Consider the following 19,586-nt stretch of genomic DNA (forward strand, 5'->3'; position numbering starts at 1 on the left):
TCATCACGATTGCCTAGTCACCCGTGATGACGACTGGCGTGCCAATTCCCCTCGGACCACGGTTTGGCGCTCACTCCGAGAAAACCGCTTCTACCACGCACGCACGGCTTGCGGCCGCATCGTTAAACATCGCCACCAATGCGATCTTCTGCATTCTAATGACGTTGTCACGCGCTTGAAGTCTTGTCCGAAATCCTTCATCGGCGACCTGCGAGGGATGTCGCAGCCCGACAGGGATCCATTAGTTGGACTATGGTGGCAGCGGAGCAGCGCCGCCAATGGGCGACTGAATATTTCACAATGTTAGACAAGCGTAAAAGCGAAATCACATAACGACATAAACATTTCGTTATGCGTCATTGACAAAAGAGCGGACTGCTGTGATTGTCTGCGTGTCGTGGTTCTCGCGTGCGGCGCTGCCGCAGCGGAGCTAAGAGGGAAGCCGGTGCAATGCCGGCGTTGCCCCCGCAACTGTTAGCGGCGAGCCAACCCCACTCATGTCACTGAGGCGAATACCCTCAGGAAGACGGGTAGAGGCTATGACCCCGCGAGCCAGGAGACCTGCCACGGCGAATTACGTCCACGGGCGGGGTGTCTCGGTGGCCGCTGCAAGCCGGCGTTCGTGCCGGCCTGCTAGCGCCTTCCTTGTCATCGGCGCCCCAACCATCGGGGTATGACATGACTGACTCTCAGGAAATTCCTGTAGCAACGCTCGGCGTGCCGCGCTTCGGTCGTCGGCGAGAACTGAAATTCGCGCTTGAAAGCTACTGGTCCGGAACATCGTCCGCTGGCGACCTTCTCACGACGTCGAAGGCGCTCCGTGCCGCTAGCTGGGAAGAGCAGCGCGATCGCGGCGTGTCGAAAATCCCGTCGAACGACTTCTCGCTTTACGACCACGTGCTCGACACCGCAGCCATGGTCGGGGCCGTTCCATCCCGTTACGGCTGGAATAGCGGCGAGGTCCCACTTGACATCTACTTCGCAATGGCGCGCGGCAACCAGGGTCAGACGGAGGATTGTGGACACGCTGGTCACCAGGAGGAAGCTCATGGACCTGGTGTAACCGCGATGGAAATGACCAAGTGGTTTGACACCAACTACCACTACATTGTGCCGGAACTCGATGATGATCAGACGTTCGCCCTCTCGTCATCGAAGCCGGTCGATTATTTCCTCGAGGCTAAAGCTCTCGGCATTCACACACGCCCAGTCATCCTTGGACCCATCACCTTCCTCAAGCTGGCGAAATCGCCTGCCGAGGGGTTCGGTCCCATCGCGCTCCTACCGCGGCTGCTGCCCGTTTACGAGCAAGTCCTGCAGAAGCTGAAGCTGTCGGGAGCCGACTGGGTGCAGATCGATGAGCCAGCGCTTGTCCTCGATCTGAACCCGAACGAACGAGCTGCGTTCGAATTCGCCTATGGCCAGCTGTCGAAAGCCGCGCCCGAGCTGAAGATCATGCTGGCTACGTATTTCGGGTCGCTGGGAGACAATCTCGAAACCGCGGTTTCTCTGCCCCTGGCCGGGCTGCATATTGATCTCGTGCGCGCTCCCGAGCAGCTGGAAACGGTGGGTCGGCTCGCTCCGAAGGATCTGGTGCTCTCGCTTGGCTTGATCGATGGCCGCAACGTCTGGCGTGCGAACCTGCCCGCCATTCTCGACCGCATCAAACCGATCGTCGCCGGCTGGCCCTTGGACCGCGTCGAGATCGCGCCTTCTTGCTCGATGCTGCATGTGCCGATTGATCTGCGCATGGAGACGGAACTCGACGCCGACATCAGGTCGTGGCTCGCCTTCGCGGCCCAGAAGACCGACGAGCTGGTCTTGCTGGCCCGGGCCCTGTCCCAAGGCAGGGATGCGGTGGCAGGCGCGTTGAAAGCGTCTGCCGAGGCTGCCGCCACGCGCGTGACATCCACGAGGATCCATGACCCGCTTGTTCAGGGGCGGATCGCTAGCATTGAGGACAGCGCGAAGCGACGAGAGAGCGCTTTTGGCGAGCGCTCCAGAGTCCAAGCCGGCTCACTCGGGCTGCCGCCGTTCCCGACGACGACCATCGGGTCCTTCCCGCAGACGCCGCAGGTACGCAAGGCGCGGGCCGCTCATGCGAAGGGCCAGCTGAGCTATGTCGACTATGAGACGTTCCTGAAGAAGGAGATCGAGGCTGCAATTCGCTGGCAGGAAGAGATCGGGCTGGACGTGCTGGTGCACGGTGAGTTCGAGCGAAACGACATGGTACAGCATTTCGGCGAGCAGTTGTCCGGCTTCGCGTTCACCCAGCATGCCTGGGTACAAAGCTATGGGTCGCGCTACGTGCGTCCCCCCATCATTTTCGGCGACGTATCGAGGCGCAATCCGATGACAGTGCGCTGGTGGCAATTCGCCCAGTCGCTTACGGAAAAGCCCGTGAAGGGAATGCTCACAGGCCCAGTCACCATTCTCAACTGGTCTTTTGTTCGCGACGACGTACCCCGCTCCGAAGCCTGCCGCCAGATCGCGCTCGCCATCCGCGACGAAGTGACGGATCTCGAAAGGTCCGGCGCAAGGATGGTCCAGATCGATGAGGCCGCCTTTCGCGAAGGATTGCCACTGCGCCAATCTGACTGGAAAGTCTATCTCGACTGGGCTGTCGAATGTTTCCGGATCGCTTCAACGGGTGTAAAGGACGCGACTCAAATTCATACCCACATGTGCTATTCGGAGTTCAACGAGATCATTCACGCGATCGCTGGAATGGATGCGGATGTCATTTCGATTGAGACGTCGCGCTCGAAGATGGAACTGTTGGACGCCTTCACGAGCTCCAAATATCCGAACGAAATCGGTCCCGGCGTCTATGATATTCACTCACCACGCGTCCCGGAAGTCGGCGAGATTTCGGACTTAGTCATGCTTGCCCGCGAGCGACTGTCCGATGGCCAACTGTGGATAAACCCCGACTGTGGCCTCAAAACACGCAAATGGGAGGAGGTCCGCCCTGCCCTCATTAACATGGTCGCTGCAGCACGCGCGCTCCGGCAGAAAGTGCAGGCGTGAGGCTTCTCTTCCTCACCGTGTGGGGAGTTGCCGACTGGCGGATGTCGGCCGGGAATATGCCAAACCGATCACACTCTTGGAAATAAGCCACTCGGCGAAAATGTGCAATTTTCCTTCGGCACGTGTCCTCATCCCGCAGAAATATGAATGTGACACTACGCTATAGTATTGGTCCTTGGGAACATACAGGCCCCGCGCCTCGAACAAATCGTACACACGTCGTTTCTCAAAGTAGACTGCTTGGCATGTTCGCTCAGGCGGCGACAATATATGGTGCTGCGCGTCTGTCCGCTTCCCCAGCTGATTCGCGCAGACTACGGGCGAGGTGGCAGGTTTCGGGTATTGCTAGCCTCCCGCCAATTCGGAGATGGATGTGGCAATTCGTGTGGCCCAAGTAAAAGCCGCAATCATTTTCGATTGCGACGTCCGCAGCCAGTTGGCCCTTTATTTTCCTGAGATCTGCGTTACAGGCCGGGGCGTTGTCGCCGTTTCGGAGGGTAAGATGGGATAGGCGACCTCGGGTGCCTCTCCGGTCAGCGAGTTGAGGAAGGCAACAAGCAGGTCAACTTCTTCGTCCGCCAGTACTACGCCAAGCTGGGTGGTCCCCATGATGGCGACGGCCTGTTTCAGATCCCAAACCTTGCCCGAATGAAAGTATGGCGCGGTGAGTGCAACGTTGCGCAGCGGCGCCACGCGGAAAACATAGTAGTCATCGGCTGCATTGGTGACCGCAAATCGGCCCTTGTCTTTGTCCGGCAGGACCTCGGCGCTGGGCTGTTCCACGAGGCCGAATGGGAAATAGGCTTGCCCACCAACGTTGATGCCGGCATGGCAGGACGAGCAGCCTTTGTCCATAAAAAGCGCCAGGCCCTGTTTCTGTTCGGAAGTCATGGCAAGCTCATCACCATTCAGAAAGCTGTCGAACGGGGCCGGTGTGACCAGTGTCGCCTCGAAGGCTTCGATCGCCTTGGCGAAGTTGTCGAAGGTGACCCGATCGGCTTCAGCCGGAAAAGCTGCATCGAACCACTCGACATATTGCGGCATGGACTTGAGCGTGGCGATGACTTGGTCCGGTGTATTGGCCATTTCGATGCCGGCTTGGACCGGTCCCTTCGCCTGAGCCTTCAGGTCTGCGGCACGACCATCCCAGAACTGAGCGATGTTGAAGACAGCGTTCAGTACAGTCGGCGCGTTGCGCTGTCCCTTCTGCCAACCATGGCCGATCGAGGTTTCGTGATTGTCGTCGCCGCCGGTGGCCAGGTTGTGGCACGAGTTGCACGACAAGACGCCTGACGCCGAGACGCGTGGATCGAAGAACAGTGCCTTGCCGAGAGCGATCTTTTCCGGGGTGATCGGGTTGTTGGCGACTGTCGGCGTGGTGGATGGCAAAGCCCTGAAGGTGGCCAATGCCGTATCTCTGAGGTCGGTGGGGATCGAATCCGCAGCAAAGGCGGTGGGTGCCAGCAAGGTGACAGCCATCGTTCTGAATAGGATTTTCATAAATGGTCTTCCTGCGTCGTGCACGCAGCCACTATGCGATCTGCGGCTCATGAACGCCCTGAGCTAGATCAGTTGAGGGAGAGGATCGGGGTCTGGCACCCGTTTTCGCGGCGGAGCTGGGACCCTCTTGGAAGTGATCGCTGTTGTCGATTGGACTTCAGGGAGGAGGAGTATCCCTGCTCGGCAACCGTTTGTATGCATCAAAGCACGCCCTGGGGGCGGCTTCGTAGATTCGGTCACTGCGATCTTCCCGCCATCGTTGAGAAAGTCGATAGCATCCGCAAGAATGGCAATCTCTTGCACGATGTGCGCTGCACGCCTTGCGAAAAGTGAGCTTCTGAAACCTCAGGGTTCATTCGTTCCTCCTGACCGGCTGATTGCGTGAATCGACCTTATCGACACCCGCCGACTGCGATGTCACCAGCGATGGCGGTTTCAATACCTAAGCAGCGACGGTCTATGCGACACCTAAGCAGCGACGGTCTATGCGACAGTATGGATGTCCTATCGGAATAGCCGGTCCGCCTTGTCGATCGTCACACCGGCATATAGCTCCGCTTCTACGAACATCCCATCACGCGAGGAAAGACATGGCCAATACGCGTAGTATCGCCAATCTAGCCCTGGTGCCGGCGCGGCGCTTGAGCAGGTCCACCGGCTGTAACTGCCTCACACCTCGATCCACAGATTCCTAGGCGATGACCACCTTGTCGTCATCATTTGACGGGCGCGGGGCATTGGCCAATAAGCGAGCCACCGCAAACTGTGCGGTTGCCAATGCGTAATGATGTGAATTGGAATGATCTTCGGTTTGCGAAACACGCACGTCCGACGCAGCTTGCGTTGACAGAGGCGGTTTTACGCGCAATAGCACTTCCGCTGGCCTATTTTTTGTGGAGTTCAATTGTGGTTCGGCCAAGGGCGCTGGGCGCCGGACCGGCCCCGTGTAAACCTTATCAAAGAGAGAGAGACCCTGCATGGAAGAATTCTTACCGCGCATCGCCACTGGTGCCGGCATCGGCCCGGCTCTCGCAGAGAAGGGCGTTGGGTTAATGCTGGGTTTCCTGCAAAGCCACGCGGCCGACGGTCCCGTTGCGCGCATGATCGAGGCCATTCCGGGAGCTTCGGAATTAGTAGCGAAGTATCATGGCGACGACCCAGAGGGTGGCGGCCTTATGGGGCTCGGCCAGCAATTGATGAGTGAGGGTCTCAGCATGGCAAAGATCGCCGGCCTCGCCAACGAGACGATCGCCTGCGCCAAGGAACATGCCGGCGACGAACTCGTGGACGAGGTCCTCAATTCCGTTCCTGGCCTTCCCCAGTTCGTCTGATCAGCGGCAGCCGGGGGCGCATGACCTCGTGCGCCCGTGCCGGCCCGTCTGCGCAGCAGGCGTTCTCCGCCGAGCGTTCCGTACCGATCTCGCCAGACCACCGACCGCCGGGCACGCCAAGCGAGCGTTGGAGTACTTCATTCGTCTATTCCAAAATCGACCTCAGGCGAATCGATGTGTATAATTTCCGGCGGTAAGGGTTTATCCTGAACGCTTTCGATGAAGCGCGCGAGATAAGCAAACGTATTGTATTTCTCAAGGACCAACCGCTTCGCCTCTCTTATTGCGCCGCGACGTTCCTTCCAGAGGTCCGAGTCGATGATTTCTTGAATTTTTGGGATTACGTTCTTGTCCTCTGGGTCAATCAGAACCATAGAGTCCGAAGGGAAGAACCTCGTGATTGCCGGGCTGCCGTAATAGATCGGCATTGTTTCAGCAACGAAGCAGTCCATAAGCTTCTCTGTAAAATAGTAATCAGCACGAGTATTCTCGAACGCTATACTGTAACGGTAAGGTGCGAGTGCGTTCCATTTATCTCCAATCAGCCGAAAACCTCGGCCGAACAGGTCAAAATCGAGCTCCTTTCTCAGCCGTTCCAGAAACCCCAGCCGATATCGATGTCCTTTAAGCAGGGCGATGTCACTGGTAATCCATGAGAGCCGAAGCGGCTTATCCACGACTTCGCTGACCAGAAGTTGGTCATATGTCTTGTTTACAGACCAAGACCGAGTGATAGGTGGAGACAAAACGAATCGGCGCGCTGCATTCTGCCGAGCAGCCAGCTCTGCGTCACACGTCAGGACGATAGTATTTTTCCCCTGCCCTTCATGAAACGCGCGATGAGCTTTCGTCGGCGGTTCGCCGATTGCAAAAATTGTCCTGTTTGGGCTCGCCTCGATATCAACAGGGAGCCCAAAAAGAGAAGCAGAGTTAAAGACGATATGCCAATCGGGCACGAAGGATGTCGTGCGAACAAAAGCGACATTGTTCCAGATTCCACTGCCCTTTGGAGTGAGATGGTGGATTGCATCATCCAAAACGCCCCAAGAATCTAGACATGTAGCAACAATGGGCGCCGGGCGTTCCGTCAACAATTTGGCCGACAAAGAAGTTTCACTCCCTTCACTCGTGAAGGTATTCAATCGCCATTCCGGATTGCGGTAACATTGGCCAGCATAAACCTTCCGGGACCCGCTGTCGAGGCGATTGTCGCTTTGCACTTGACTAGGTTCTTCCTCGCTTTGTGTGGTGATCAGGCCGGCTGAGTGGCAGCATGCGTGCCCTAATGAGTTCGCAGCCCGCTCTGCCCAATGGTACGTTTAATCGTCTTCAGGCGGTTGATCAGCCCTTCCGCCTGGCCGTTGCTCCACGGTAGTTCAATGGCATCGCGAACGGCGTCAGCGTCACGGCGTAGGACCCGACCGAAACGCGTGATGGCGACGGACCCGGAGTTGACGCCACATCGATCGAAGTGTCGAGCTTGCCCAATTCACAAGCCCCGCAAAATGCCGCGGAAGCGCATGGCAAGCCTGCGCATAGTGGCAAACTCATGTGATCCCTGCTTCAGGACCTCGACCTTTGTGGCCTGGTTGATCATCAGCACATCCCGAGGCTTCGTGCAGAGGGCCGGGGCGACTACCGGCGAGATCACACGGCCAGTCGCGGGATTCCGTATCGGGACAGCGTCGCTGGCTGGTTGATGCGCATGATTGAAGCAGGCGACGCACTGTCCTTGCCCGGCCTCTCGGTGCGGCGCCAACTTGCGAGAAGCCGCTCCAGATTCGAGAAGCTGCCTGTGTCGCCGCGCTGTTCGATATCGTGGAACAGGTGTCGTCCGCAGCGATTGCCGTCTCTCGAGGACCGGCTAAGAAACGCCCCGAAATACATTGATGTCCTTTGTTACCAGCGGCGGTTCCCAGCCCCTTGGAAGAGTGGCTCACCGGGCGATGAACTTACATTTGGCCATGGCCAATGAACTCCATCGTCCCTGACGCCACCAGCAAGCGATCACGATCCCTGATTTCACAGTCAAAAGAAGTAATACCGAGACAAAAAAACCGCGCTTAGGCTCAAGACTACTAGCAAGTTCGACGCAAAGTTACAGCCGGGACGCGCCACGCACCTCGGCAGGGTCGCCAACAACGAGTGGCTCAGCGTCACGACGGGAAATATGGCGCATCGATGTCGCTTCTGGACGAGCATTGGCAATAACGCTGTCGAGCATTGTTGCTTTCAGCGGCAACCGGCCCTATGAAGCGACGCTTCGCTGACTATGTTTCACCGCCTGGAGAGTTTCATGACAGAAGAAGCCGGAAAAAACGTCGACACCCTCATTGAGCTTGCCGCCGATGTCGTGTCGGCCTATGTCTCCAACAATCCGATCCCGGTGGGGGATCTCCCTGCCCTCATCGGCCAAGTGCATGCGGCTCTGAGAGCGACGGCCGGAGGTGTCTCTGCGCAAGAGCCGGTTGCCCTTACGCCTGCAGTCCCGATCAGGAAATCGGTGACACCGGACTACATCATCTCCCTTGAGGACGGGAAGAAATTCAAATCGCTAAAGCGCCATCTGTCGACCCACTATGGGCTGACGCCGGATGGATATCGGGCCAAATGGGGCCTGCCGGCGGATTATCCCATGGTCGCGCCGAACTACGCCGCGGCGCGCTCGACATTGGCCAAGACGATGGGGCTCGGCCGCAAACCGAAGGCGCCGGAAGCGCCGGAGCCTGCGCCGACGAAGCGAACCCGCAAGAAGGTCGCGGCTTGATTTCGGCAATCGAGATTCGTTCTGGAGCGTTTCAGCCATCGGCTTAATCTGCGCGGTCATATAAAAAGGCGGGGCCAACCCCGCCTTCCTTTCAAACAACTTTGTTTCATGAGGAATTCGCGACGCCTGCAGCAATCTGCTGCCCTCAGTTTTTGCTCGGTCCCATCGAGCGGCCGTGAGGACCTACGTGCCTACTCTTGCCAGGACGCAGGAGAAAATTTCAACCAGCTTTGCTGAGGCTGCCAGCGGAGGACTTGCCAGTGCGGCGATCCTGCTCGATCTCATAGTTGATCTTCTGGCCGTCAGCGAGGGTCGAGAGGCCCGCGCGTTCGACAGCGGAAATGTGGACGAAAACATCCGGACCGCCATTGTCGGGCTGGATAAATCCAAACCCCTTGGTGCTGTTGAACCACTTTACCGTTCCAGTCGGCATATACTTGTTCCTTCTTTTACAATGCAACGTGGGCAGGCCATTAGGCCTGTCCGAGTCATAGCCGAGAGTTGGGCGCAGCAAAAAGCGAAAAATTGTTAAGCCCCGATCAGCTGGCGCACTCCATTGTGGGCGTAGCCGCCAGCAAGCACTGTCCTACACTACCGCTCGAGCGTGGCCGGAAGCGCCCAATTTCTTCCAACGCTCCTCAGCGCCACGTCGATGGCTCGTGTTTGGAGGCACGGGACGTAAGGCCGACCGCTGCTCGTGCCGCAGGTCAAAGGCCGGGTAGTTCACGGAACTGCCTTCGAGCATAACGGCTTGGCAAGCGCATGAAGGAGTTTCGATTTGGATTGTTTCAAGAGGGTCGAGGGGTTGATCGATGCGACCAGCGTGGAAGCGATCGATAGCGCGCGCGTTTTGCTGGACCAGTTCAAGGGCAAGTCAGAAACAATCGCCCAAGCGATTGACGACTTCCTGCTTGATTTCATGACCTTGCTGTTTGTGGTAGAAGCCACCCGCGAGCAGTTCCACAATCCGGCGAGGCGGTTAGCGCGCATCAGATTGAGCAAGGTCAGGCTGTTACTCACGCGATGCTCTTGACCTAAGCGACCACTCCGCCAGGCATGCATTTGCAGCCGAGCGCACCAGGCGGTATTTTACGCACATGAAATCAATCGCGACTGCTAATTCTCCTGTTTGGTGCCCAGGGACAACGGCAAGCGCGCACAGCTTCGGTGCTGCTGTCCTGCAGCGACAAATGTTGCCTGCATGCCCCCACGGCGAGCGCTGGAGCGACAACATCTCAATTCTGTCCGTCAGTGCAGCGGCCTTCGAAGCGCATCGTGTACCCCTCCCCGGCAGCGCGCCTCATCGTCTTCCGAAGGAAGACGATACTCTCAGCCATGCTCGCGTCGCCTTCAGCCCTGTTCGATGGCCCATAATGTCGGATGCGCAACATGTCAGACCCGACTTGTCTTCATGCCTCGAATGGTTTTCTGATCTGGCACGGTGCATGCATGGTCGTCCGCAGACGTCGCGGACCAAGGAAAATCCGTCCAATGACCACCTCACCAAGAACACCGCCGCAGGTCTCCTGGGTCCATCCGAAGATGAGGCTCGAGTGAGGCCTGGCCGCATGTTGGTCTGGCTCGGCGCTGCCCGCCGATCCTCCCCACGGGGAGGCGAAGACGCAACGCGTTCATCAAAATGAGGAACAAATCACTTTGCCTCGAACCTTGCCTTTCCAACCGGAGCCATTGATCGCTCCCCCTGGCTGCGCACGGCGTTCACTGCCACCGCCCTGGCCCTGGTGACGACCGCTCCGGCTCTGGCCGCCACCGACGGCGGCAAGATCGCGGATTTCGTGCTCGACTATGGCATGGAAGGATCGACATCCGCGATCACCGCGCGCCAGTCGTCACTCACATGGTACAAGGTCAGCAGCGCCGACGAGCCACCCGGCAAATCCGGACTTGCCCATTTCCTTGAGCGTCTGATCTTCAAGGCGACCACCAACCGCGCCGGCAGCGAGTTCGACCGAGCCGTCTCAGTCAGCGGCGGCTTCAATAACGCCCCCAACGCTATGACTAGCTTTGGGCGACATGATTGGCTTCGAGGCCGATCGCATGTTCAACCTCATCCTCAACGACGATATCAAGACCGAGCGAAACGTGATTCTGGAGGAGCGCCGTTGGCGCAGAGAGACGAACCCGCAGGTCTGCTGGACGAGGAGGTCAACGCGACGTTGCGGCCGATCAGCCCTACCGCATTCCGGTCAACGGCTGGATGCAGGAGATGGACAAGCTGAACGGCACCGACGCATTCACGATCTACAACAAATGCTGCCGACCCGAACAACGCCGTGCTGGTGGCGGCCGGCGACGCAGAGCCTGAGACGGTGAAGGCGCTGGCCGCGAAGACCTATGGCAAGGTTGCGCGCGGACCGGTCCTGCCCCCGCGCACCTGACCGGCCGAGCCCGACTAGTAGAACCGCGAGGCATCTTCTAGCGATTTCAGGGTATTCTCCTTTCCACTTGGGTACCGTGGTCTGCTAGCTGTCTGGCCGAGGCCCTATAAGGAACTTGGCATCCGGAATAGACACCGCACTTGCCATATACCCCTGCTGCGTTTGAGGAGGAATCCGGTATTGCCCCTGTGCCTGCCGATGACCGTCACCTGAGATCCCCTGACCTGTTTCGATCCATTGATCGCCTGCCGACACTTGGCACGCGGATTAGCGAGCGGACATTCGAGGTTCTCAACCCGTCGACCGGCGAAGTGCTGGCAGAACTACCCGACATGGGTGTCGAAGAGACATGCGCTGCGATCGACAAGGCCTATGTCGCGCAGCCTGGATGGGCAGGGTTTACCGCCCGTGAGCGCAGCGACGTTCTATGGCGATGGTATCAGTTGATCATTGACCACGCCGACGATCTCGCTGCAATTCTCACCGCGGAGATGGGCAAGCCGCTTGCAGAGGCCAAATCGGAGCTATCGCATGCTGCGGCGTATCTGCAATGGTACGCCGAGGAGGCAAATCGCGTCTATGGCGAGACGATCTCCGCACCATCGACGGACCGCCGAATGTTGGTGATCAAGCAGCCCATCGGGGTCGTCGGCACGATAACGCCATGGAATTTCCCAGCCTCGATGGTGGCGCGCAAAATCTCGCCAGCCTTGGCAGCGGGCTGCACGATCGTCCTCAAGCCCGCTGAACAGACGCCGCTCGTGGCTGGAGCAATGTTCGCCCTCGCCCATCAGGCAGGCTTCCCCGAAGGCGTCGTCAACCTGATCTATGCGTCCGAAGGTGACGCGGTCGGCCGCGAACTTTGCACAAATCCCAAGGTCCGCAAGATCAGCTTCACCGGGTCTACGGAGATCGGGCGCCTACTCATGCGCCAGTGCTCGGACCAGATCAAAAAAGTCAGCCTAGAGCTCGGCGGCAATGCACCTTTCATCGTGTTCGATGATGCGGATGTCGATGCCGCAGTTGACGGTGCGATCCAGGCGAAGTACCGCAATGCCGGCCAGACCTGCGTTTCAGCGAACCGCCTTTACGTCCAGTCGGGCGTTCACGACGAGTTCGTCGAGAAATTCGTGGAACGGGCTCGCCAACTTCAAGTTGGTGACGGTTTCGCGCCCGGAGTGGACATCGGACCCCTCATCGACAAGCAGGCTTTGGCCAAGATTGAATCCCATATTGCCGATGCCGTAACTAAAGGCGGCGCAATTCGATGCGGGGGCAAACGCCTCGGCACGAATGGCACGTTTTTCCAACCAACGGTCCTGACCGGTGTCACCAGCGAGATGACCGTCGCGCGAGAAGAGACATTCGGGCCGCTCGCACCGATTATTCGCTTCAAAGATGCGGATCAGGTCGTGCGTGATGCCAATGAAACGATCTACGGCCTCGCGGCCTATTTTTATGCCTCGAACCTGAAGCGTGTCTGGCGTGTCGCCGAGGCCTTGGAATATGGAATGGTCGGGGTAAATACCGGCCGGATGTCTTCGGAAGCGGCGCCGTTCGGTGGGATAAAACAGTCCGGCATCGGTCGTGAGGGATCCCGCCATGGCCTCGAGGACTACCTCGAAATGAAATACCTCTGCATGGGCGGCATCTGAAGCATCGGCTTGCAGGGTTCACAGACGGGTTACCTAGCGAGCGATCTCCAAACATGTGAATTGTAGAATCGCTCCTCGATTGGAACTGAGGGGCGGTCCGCACCCGAGCAAACACGCAACCCTGATGAGCCCCCTAAAATAGCTGGATGTATCTCTCGACGAGACAAGCGTCTGCATTTTCGGCGAAGACGGCGCGCATGCGACGGAGGATACGCTTGCGATTTGGCGGCCCTCGCCGACTATCCTCAGGCGACGGGCTGTCGTTGCGCGGCCTGGTTGGAAGCTTGTGCGCCCAAGCCATCGTCAACGCTGATTGAGCAATATCCGGCTTCAGGGGCAGAATTTGGACCTGCTACATTCCGATATCAGTAGCTCAGCTGTTCTTCGGCTGACTGCCGCGCCGGTACACGCTCGGACAGAATCGAAGGAACCATCACATTCGCATCCACATTGGTGATCGGCGCACGGTCCAGGGCGCGCCAGGTTGACCAAGCGGGTCGAACCGAATGACAGCCTTGACCGGCTGGAGGACGGAAATCCCGATGCCGAAGAGGTTGGTTCGGCACGAACAGCAAGGGCTGGGAAGCGATCGGCCGAGCGGTCCTTGAATGGCGGGCCAGGGTTGTTTGACGACGCGTTGGTTCAGGTCAGCTAATCTAGTCTCTGCCATTCAGAGCGGCTTCCCTCGCCAGTGACAGCGAGTCAAGATATTTGGCATCGTCGGCTTTGATTGCCGCGCAGATCTGGTCGAGATGGGGACAGCTCACTGGTGCACCTTTGGGCTCATAGTGTTTCCTCGTCATCGAGGTGAGGATTGCCGGATTTGGCGTAGAACACCAACACGGGTCCGAGATCAAAGCGCGTCCCGGGCGCAAGGCGCTGGACGGACCGGGGCCATGTTTCGGTTGAGGCGCCATCGATGCCTCGCGCCAGCGTTCTGGCGAAGCGGGGCATCAGCGGAGCGAGTGTCGGTGCCAGGATCGCAGCGGCCGTCGTCTGAAGGGCTAGCGAAGTCCGATTGCGGGCAGGATAGAAACGTCGCGCCGCCGCAAAGTCTCGCGCCCCGCGGTAGATCACGCAATCGCGCACGAATTCGCAGACCTGAGTGGCCGCGCGCCGAACCAAGAAGCCTTCGTCCGAATAGGCGCGCTCCATCGCAGCGCGATAGATCTCTATGCGAGCAAAGAAGGCGCGGTCGACCGGGCTCCAGTCGCCTGCATCGGGTACACGGCCGGCAAAATCCTGCTTGATTTCCTGGTTCAACGCCTCAAGCCAGTTCAGCCAGATGCTTTGGAACACCTCGTTCTCGGTGCGGCGCAGCGCGTCCAGCGTGAAATCCGTCCGCTCACCTTCCGGGCGTGTCAGGCCCAAATGAAGGCGCACGACGTCGACTGTCTTTGGGCTCAGAACCTCCTTGCCCCAGACCGCATGGCGGCAGCTGGTTGAGAACTTCTTGCCGTCGAGCAGGTAGAACTCGTTGACGTGATAGCGGATGCGTGGCTTCCAGTGGGAGAAGACCTCGGCGTAAAGAGCGGGGTATAGTAGCGCGTGGTAGAACGAATTGTCGAAGCCGAAGAAGTGGACAATCTGCCAGTCATTGCCGGGCATCTCCGCCTTCCAGTTGCGACCCATCGAGCGGCCGAGCGCCTGGATGTTGTAAAGAAAACCGAAGGCCATCTCCGGCCAGACCCAGATCACTTGCCCCGGGAACCCTTCCGCCGGCAGGCCCCAGTCCGAGGGGTGGGTAATGGGCACTGAAAATTTCCCGCGTCGGCGTACGCGTGCGAAGAGATCCAAGATCCGTAGCGGGACGCCCGACGCCCTTAGATGCCGGTCGATATTGTCGTAGCATTGGTCCATGGCAAGTTCCGGACGGCGGAGGGAGCCGACCACCGGCGCCTCGGCAGACTGCCGTGACCGCGCTGCACCTAAGTCGTGGCAAAGGTTTGGGGCACCGCATTCCTCGCAGATGTTGCCACCCGCGGAGCCGCCGCAATCGGGGCAGAGGCCGCTAACATCCGATTCGTAAAGATAACGGCCTGTCACGGCATCGAAAAGCGCAGGGCTCTGGCGTAGATCTATCGCCGTGCTGCTCAGAAGACTGCGGAAACAGGCGGTTTGAAACTCGCCATAACCGTCATCGCCCATCGTGGCTTGGAAGCTGTGGACCTCACAATCGAGAAGTGCAAGCGTGGCGCGAATCTCGTCGGCATAGTAGCGCGCCACGTTTGCCGGCGTCGATTGATCGGCATCAGCCCGCGCGGCGACGTAGCTTTGGAAATCATCGCTTCCGGTCAGGTGATAGGCCTCGACTCCTTTCATGCGCAGGAAACGAGTATAGACATCAGCGCCGAAATAGGGGCCGGAAAGATGCCCCAGATGCAGATCGCCATTTGGCGTCGGCGGCGTGGAGAAGACGAAAGTCGGCGCGCGGGGAGCCGTGAGCTTTGCAGCGACATGATGAGCGGCGTCGTCGTCTCGCCAGTAGACATCGACGAAATTTAGGTCTTCGTCCCCATCGTTGCGCAGCACATGCGCTTCAAAAGGGTGAAACAGAACGACATCGCCCGCCTCGACCGAGATTTCCCCCCGGTCGGTGGTGACCTTGCCCGCACCAGACAGGACCACGAAGGCCTCGATTTCGTCGTGCCGATGGGGCTCGGATGTGACGCCGGGTCCAACCTTTCCGAATGAAAACCCCGTGCGAGCGCTGCCCGTTCCAAGCGTGGCCGTGTCGATACCGAACGCCCGCGACAGCTCCGTTCGAGAAAACGTGTACTTGCGCATGACAACCAACCTAAGCTGTTGAAGCAGTGGGACCTTCGGCTGCCAACGCAACAGCCTCCCGTGCAATTCGTGGAGAGAAACGGCAGTCTGACCATTGGCGGCCCGGGCAGAGATAGTGCAGCTCTGAGGCCGGCAAGCGGGCGACCAAGGGGGGCACTGGTCGGGCTGTAGGCGCACAGAAGACCGCCTGCGACACCTCCGCAACGTGCCAAAGCGGCGTAACCGGCTGCGGTCGATGCTCCGCGAGCCCGCAAATCAGACGGCCATACCGTCCGCGCATTTTTGAGCGGTCGATCAGTCGTGTGCATACCTCCGCCTGGCCTGCGTGAGCTCAATCGCGATAGAAGATGCCATTTGGCGGCTTGAGATTGTCGAGATCGGCCACTTTCCCCTCGGGCGGGTTGAGGGCGCGCTTAAGCACGTTATATTCAGCGCGGGTCGGCCCGCCGGTTGAAGCACGCTGGAACACCAAGTAGAGTGTCCGCCGAGAACGATTGCTTTTGTTCGGTCGTGAGTAGTGCGGTGCGTAATCGTCGAAGATGAAGATGTCGCCAGACTTCCATACTACGGGTTCCCAGGAGAACTTTTCGGCAACTTGAGGGTCGATCACCCCACCGGCATCCATGGGAAACACCCCCTTCTTGTGGTTGCCGGGGCTGAAGAAAAGCCCGCCGTTTTCCTCGTCGGAGTCGTCGATGCCTATGGCAACCACCGCATGGACCATCCGATCCGGGAGTTTGTGTGGAATGTGATAAATGTCCTGATGCGGGAGATAGCCGCCGCTGTCGGGGTAGTGGAAAATCAGCAGCTCCTTGAGCCTGCGCGAATCTTCGCCAAGCAACTCCTCGACCGCTGACTTTATGCGCTGATCTTCTAAGAGCAAACGACGCAATGGACCATGGAAGTCGAGAAAATTCTCCATCTTGGAGGTGATCTTTCGATTGTCCGTCGTCTTCTCGAACCACATGAGCCATTTATCATCGCTGACGGCCCAGCGTGACATATCTTCGACAAAGGTAGAGATATCTTCCTGAGCCGCTGGATCGAAGAACCTTTCGAGCCTGACGTATCCGTCCTTCTGCCACTTTTCTCTTTGTGCATCAGTCAACATGCGAAAAGCCTCCTGTTGGAAACACTGGTTTGGTTGGACATGCCAATTAGGACGGTCGGGCGCTGATCAAGTTGCGGGTCCACAGAGACGGACTCACGTGATGAGGGAGGCGATGCTAAGTGCGTTCCGCTCCGGCGGATATTGTCCGCAGAAGCTCGGCGCGAGACTGCCTTGTCAGGCTCAGCCGGGTCTAGGCGTTCCGCAAACTGGGCCGGATCAATCGCTTCACCCGGTTCAACCACGACACGCATCGCCAAAGGCCGGCACCATCCGCTACCTGCCGACCCAGCCATGGCCGCCAAGACCACGGCGGTCTTTCGAGTGAGCGACTTGGTACGGCCTTGGCAACCGTAGGGGAAATGCACGCCCCCAGAGTGATGCGATGCGCCGCTTGGTCGAAGGGCTTGGTCGGTCACGATCATATCGGAGAAGCCTCCGGGGTTCGCCGCAGCGCAGGCGGGCATCATTCCTAGGATGCCACCGCCGATGATCAAAAGCATACGAGTCATATTCCACTGCCCATTTCTTCGGCTGCGTGGTCGGGCCAGCTCTCGATCGAGGTATGAGTGATGAAGCCAGGATGCTCGGGGTTCGCGCATGGCGCGCGCCCAAGTAGGCTATCGAGGATGCGACGCGCGCGCCAGGCCAGCAAGCTTAGGTTCGGATCGGCCAGGCCGCGCTGCCCGAGGCTCGCATTTTGTACGAAGATGCGTCTGTCACACGGTCCGTCCCAGCTCACCGAAAAATCCTCGCGAATAGCTAATTCATTGTCGATCTGCTCCAAGCGGCCCATGATCGGTTCCAACAAGCTTGGGACCGCGTTCTCGTAACCGGTGGCCAGGATGACGATGTCAGCCGTGACTTCTTCGACCTCGTCCGTGCCATGCTGCAGGGTCAGCCTGTGACCCGGTCCGGCGTTGATGCAGTGCGAGACGGTGCAGCCCGGCCGCAGTGTGATGTCGCATCGGTATGGCTCGAAAAATGCGTGGCGGTACAGCGCCTGATAGATCGCGCGCAACGTGCTTTCCGAAATGCCGTCCGAAGCAAGCACGAAACGCCGCAGGAGCAGCTTACGCTGCGACTCGCTCATCGCCGCGAAGCGATCCGAAAAGCAGGGCATGAACAACTCGTTTGTGAACGGGCTGTTGTCCAGAGGCAGATAGTTTTCGCGCTGCGAGACCCAAGTGATCGAGGCAGGCCGCCGTTCGTTCGGCAGGCCGACAAGGTGCAACATCACCTCGGCTCCCGACTGGCCTCCGCCGACCACGCAGACATGCTTTCTCCGCACCTCAGGGTGGATGTGCAGTAAAACCGATGAGTGGAACAGGTTGCGTCCAATCCAGCCCTGAAATTGAGGCGGAATTTGCGCCTGCTTGCCAATGCCGACCACGACGTTTCTGGCGCCCAGAACCGCCTTATCCGTCCGCACCCGAAACTCGCCATCAAAGCGGATTTCGTGCACGGTCTCGCCGCCACGGACAAGTGGGTTCCTGTGGAAGGCCCAGTTCAGGTATTGCTCGAACTCAACTCTGAGCACGGCTTCGAACTGTGCGTTCAGGAAGTGGTACAGACGCCCGTTCTCGTACAGGTAGTTTACGAAAGTGTAGGCTGATCGCGGATTCACCAGCGTGACCAGATCCTTGAAGTGGCTCACCTGGAGCTCTGAGGAATCGAAAGCGATGCCTGGATGCCAGCGGAAGTCGACCTGCCGATCCAGGAACAGTGCCCCTTGCCCAACTTGCTCGTGTATCTGACACGCAAGGCTCAAATTAGACGGCCCAGCACCGACCCCAACGCAAGATAACTCCACTTGCTTTCCTCCTATAGAGTCTTCCCACTAGGCGCTTGTTCGCGGCGAATATCGGCCATAACCATTGGGCCCCTCGCGGACGTTGTCGGAGCCCGGTCCCGACCGGGTTTGCGAGAATTTCTCCAGCGCGTTCGCGTCGTCGAATGTAGACCCGAGCATTCCAGCGCGGTGACAATCGAGGGTCAGTCCGGCGACGTGGGGCAACGACGTATGTCCTATCCGCCCGTCTGGATGCCCGCGTCGCCGTCACGCGAGACGCAGCCCATCGAGGTGTTTGAAGCCGGCGCAATCGTCCGCCTAAACCAGGACGCGCCGGCCTTTCGGCGGCTTGATGGCAGGCGAGAGCGCGGTTTTCACTGCGGCGACGGCATTTTCGGTGCGCATGATCATGGAGACGTCTCGCTGATGCGTTCGCAGAGTCCCATGCATGGGCCGTGCCAGAGAAGGAAAATCTTATTAAACAATGGGTTGTCGGATTTGCGATCCTGTCGGAAATCCGACATTGAGGGGACGCCTCACGGCGGCGCCCGATTTGCACGTCGATGTCGCCATTTTCCGAATAGCTAATCGGGCACCTTCTGCACCAGAATACTTCTCTTATGGAGACCAGCACGAAGTCTTCATGAACGGACAGTGCAGAACCTGGTGTCTCTGCCGGCAGATTGCGATATGCCTTCTCCCATCGAGGTTGGCAGTTGCAAGAGCTGCCAGATCCTTCGCTCTATCGTGCCGTTGCACTGGCTCGATCCCGACATCCTCGGAGACCGCGATCATGAAGAGTGACGCAATCTCATGTCCGCCGCGAGGCCTCTCTCATCGGGAAGCAATTCTCTATGTTGGTGTCGGATCCATGCTCTTGATGAGATGGTTGCGGATGGGCGCATGCCCAGACCTAAGCGCATCGATGATTTGCGCGATATGGGACCTTCACCAACTGGATTGTCGAATCTCTGGAAAGATAGCCGGAAGACAATTGCGTTATGACCACTCTGCCGGTTCCAAAAGCACGTGCGCCATTCGGTCCCTGCGACTCAATCCAGGCGGAGGGACAAGGCCGCAAAGCAGTCTTTTTGCGCGCCCACCGGTGGGCCAGGATGGAGCCATCGTAAACGCAGTTGTTTGATGTCGCCGCCGCGGAGTCCTCAGGCTGTGCCGCGCCCGACACCGGCGACGTAGTGGTCATCGATCGCCCCGTC

At 58.7% G+C, this 19,586-nt stretch carries 12 protein-coding genes, 1 pseudogene and 1 riboswitch; of the genes and pseudogenes, 6 read left to right on the forward strand and 7 right to left on the reverse strand.

What is annotated here, in order from left to right:
• The first annotated feature begins 381 nt into the window (after positions 1-381).
• A riboswitch (cobalamin riboswitch) is annotated at positions 382-583 on the forward strand.
• 95 nt (positions 584-678) lie between these two features.
• A complete protein-coding gene (metE, locus tag NKH19_RS17630) occupies positions 679-3,030 on the forward strand; it encodes a 5-methyltetrahydropteroyltriglutamate--homocysteine S-methyltransferase (protein WP_352538837.1) in 2,352 nt (783 codons plus the stop codon).
• Positions 3,031-3,474: 444 nt separating this feature from the next.
• Here the strand turns inward: metE and NKH19_RS17635 are convergent, their stop codons facing one another.
• Positions 3,475-4,530 carry a cytochrome-c peroxidase gene (locus tag NKH19_RS17635; protein ID WP_023737107.1) on the reverse strand — a complete coding sequence of 352 codons (1,056 nt, stop codon included), beginning with the start codon at positions 4,528-4,530 and terminating at the stop codon, positions 3,475-3,477.
• A 977-nt stretch (positions 4,531-5,507) separates the two neighbouring features.
• On the opposite strand from NKH19_RS17635, the gene NKH19_RS17640 reads away from it, so the two are divergent.
• Positions 5,508-5,861: a hypothetical protein gene (locus tag NKH19_RS17640; protein WP_023737108.1), complete on the forward strand. Its 354-nt coding sequence runs from the start codon at positions 5,508-5,510 to the stop codon at positions 5,859-5,861.
• Positions 5,862-5,998: 137 nt separating this feature from the next.
• On the opposite strand, the gene NKH19_RS17645 is transcribed toward NKH19_RS17640, so the two are convergent.
• Together NKH19_RS17645 and NKH19_RS17650 are read right to left on the reverse strand one after the other, a co-directional pair.
• Positions 5,999-7,003, reverse strand: coding sequence for a glycosyltransferase family 10 domain-containing protein (locus NKH19_RS17645; RefSeq protein WP_352753631.1), 1,005 nt, complete (start codon positions 7,001-7,003; stop codon positions 5,999-6,001).
• An 82-nt stretch (positions 7,004-7,085) separates the two neighbouring features.
• Positions 7,086-7,745 (reverse strand): annotated as a pseudogene (locus tag NKH19_RS17650) (transposase); the annotation flags it as partial.
• Between the two features lie 412 nt (positions 7,746-8,157).
• Between NKH19_RS17650 and NKH19_RS17655 the strand changes: the two are divergent.
• Positions 8,158-8,628 carry a Ros/MucR family transcriptional regulator gene (locus NKH19_RS17655; RefSeq protein WP_023783325.1) on the forward strand — a complete coding sequence of 157 codons (471 nt, stop codon included), beginning with the start codon at positions 8,158-8,160 and terminating at the stop codon, positions 8,626-8,628.
• 220 nt (positions 8,629-8,848) lie between these two features.
• Here NKH19_RS17655 and NKH19_RS17660 read toward each other — a convergent pair whose 3' ends face one another.
• Positions 8,849-9,061, reverse strand: a complete 213-nt coding sequence (locus NKH19_RS17660; RefSeq protein ID WP_023679670.1) for a cold-shock protein — start codon at positions 9,059-9,061, stop codon at positions 8,849-8,851.
• Positions 9,062-9,433: 372 nt separating this feature from the next.
• Between NKH19_RS17660 and NKH19_RS17665 the strand changes: the two genes are divergently transcribed.
• The 3 genes from NKH19_RS17665 (at position 9,434) to NKH19_RS17675 (ending at position 12,682) form a co-directional block, all read left to right on the forward strand.
• Complete coding sequence (locus NKH19_RS17665; protein WP_245260682.1) at positions 9,434-9,661, forward strand: hypothetical protein; 228 nt, start codon at positions 9,434-9,436, stop codon at positions 9,659-9,661.
• 709 nt (positions 9,662-10,370) lie between these two features.
• On the forward strand, positions 10,371-10,868 hold the full coding sequence (locus NKH19_RS17670; RefSeq protein WP_502910963.1) for an insulinase family protein: 498 nt from the start codon (positions 10,371-10,373) through the stop codon (positions 10,866-10,868).
• A gap of 347 nt (positions 10,869-11,215) precedes the next feature.
• The gene (locus NKH19_RS17675) at positions 11,216-12,682 is read left to right on the forward strand and encodes an NAD-dependent succinate-semialdehyde dehydrogenase (RefSeq protein WP_352982494.1); all 1,467 of its coding nucleotides are present in this window, start codon (positions 11,216-11,218) and stop codon (positions 12,680-12,682) included.
• Between the two features lie 783 nt (positions 12,683-13,465).
• On the opposite strand, the gene NKH19_RS17680 is transcribed toward NKH19_RS17675, so the two are convergent.
• The 3 genes from NKH19_RS17680 to NKH19_RS17690 form a co-directional block, all read right to left on the reverse strand.
• Positions 13,466-15,469, reverse strand: a complete 2,004-nt coding sequence (locus tag NKH19_RS17680) for a class I tRNA ligase family protein (RefSeq protein WP_352982496.1) — start codon at positions 15,467-15,469, stop codon at positions 13,466-13,468.
• 331 nt (positions 15,470-15,800) lie between these two features.
• Positions 15,801-16,580, reverse strand: coding sequence for a phytanoyl-CoA dioxygenase family protein (locus NKH19_RS17685; RefSeq protein WP_352487555.1), 780 nt, complete (start codon positions 16,578-16,580; stop codon positions 15,801-15,803).
• Positions 16,581-17,085: 505 nt separating this feature from the next.
• Positions 17,086-18,390 (reverse strand): lysine N(6)-hydroxylase/L-ornithine N(5)-oxygenase family protein, encoded by a 1,305-nt coding sequence (locus tag NKH19_RS17690; RefSeq protein ID WP_352982498.1) that lies wholly within the window; start codon positions 18,388-18,390, stop codon positions 17,086-17,088.
• Positions 18,391-19,586 lie beyond the last annotated feature (1,196 nt).

Origin of the sequence: Mesorhizobium sp. M1338 (genome assembly GCF_040318045.1) — a bacterium.
Lineage (GTDB): Bacteria > Pseudomonadota > Alphaproteobacteria > Rhizobiales > Rhizobiaceae > Mesorhizobium.

Excerpts from the sequence above, each read along its gene's own strand:
- NKH19_RS17685 (WP_352487555.1), bottom strand. The coding sequence starts at position 16,580 with ATGTTGACTGATGCACAAAGAGAAAAGTGGCAGAAGGACGGATACGTC.
- NKH19_RS17655 (WP_023783325.1), top strand. The coding sequence starts at position 8,158 with ATGACAGAAGAAGCCGGAAAAAACGTCGACACCCTCATTGAGCTTGCC.
- NKH19_RS17660 (WP_023679670.1), bottom strand. The coding sequence starts at position 9,061 with ATGCCGACTGGAACGGTAAAGTGGTTCAACAGCACCAAGGGGTTTGGA.
- NKH19_RS17680 (WP_352982496.1), bottom strand. The coding sequence starts at position 15,469 with ATGCGCAAGTACACGTTTTCTCGAACGGAGCTGTCGCGGGCGTTCGGT.
- NKH19_RS17640 (WP_023737108.1), top strand. The coding sequence starts at position 5,508 with ATGGAAGAATTCTTACCGCGCATCGCCACTGGTGCCGGCATCGGCCCG.
- NKH19_RS17635 (WP_023737107.1), bottom strand. The coding sequence starts at position 4,530 with ATGAAAATCCTATTCAGAACGATGGCTGTCACCTTGCTGGCACCCACC.
- metE (WP_352538837.1), top strand. The coding sequence starts at position 679 with ATGACTGACTCTCAGGAAATTCCTGTAGCAACGCTCGGCGTGCCGCGC.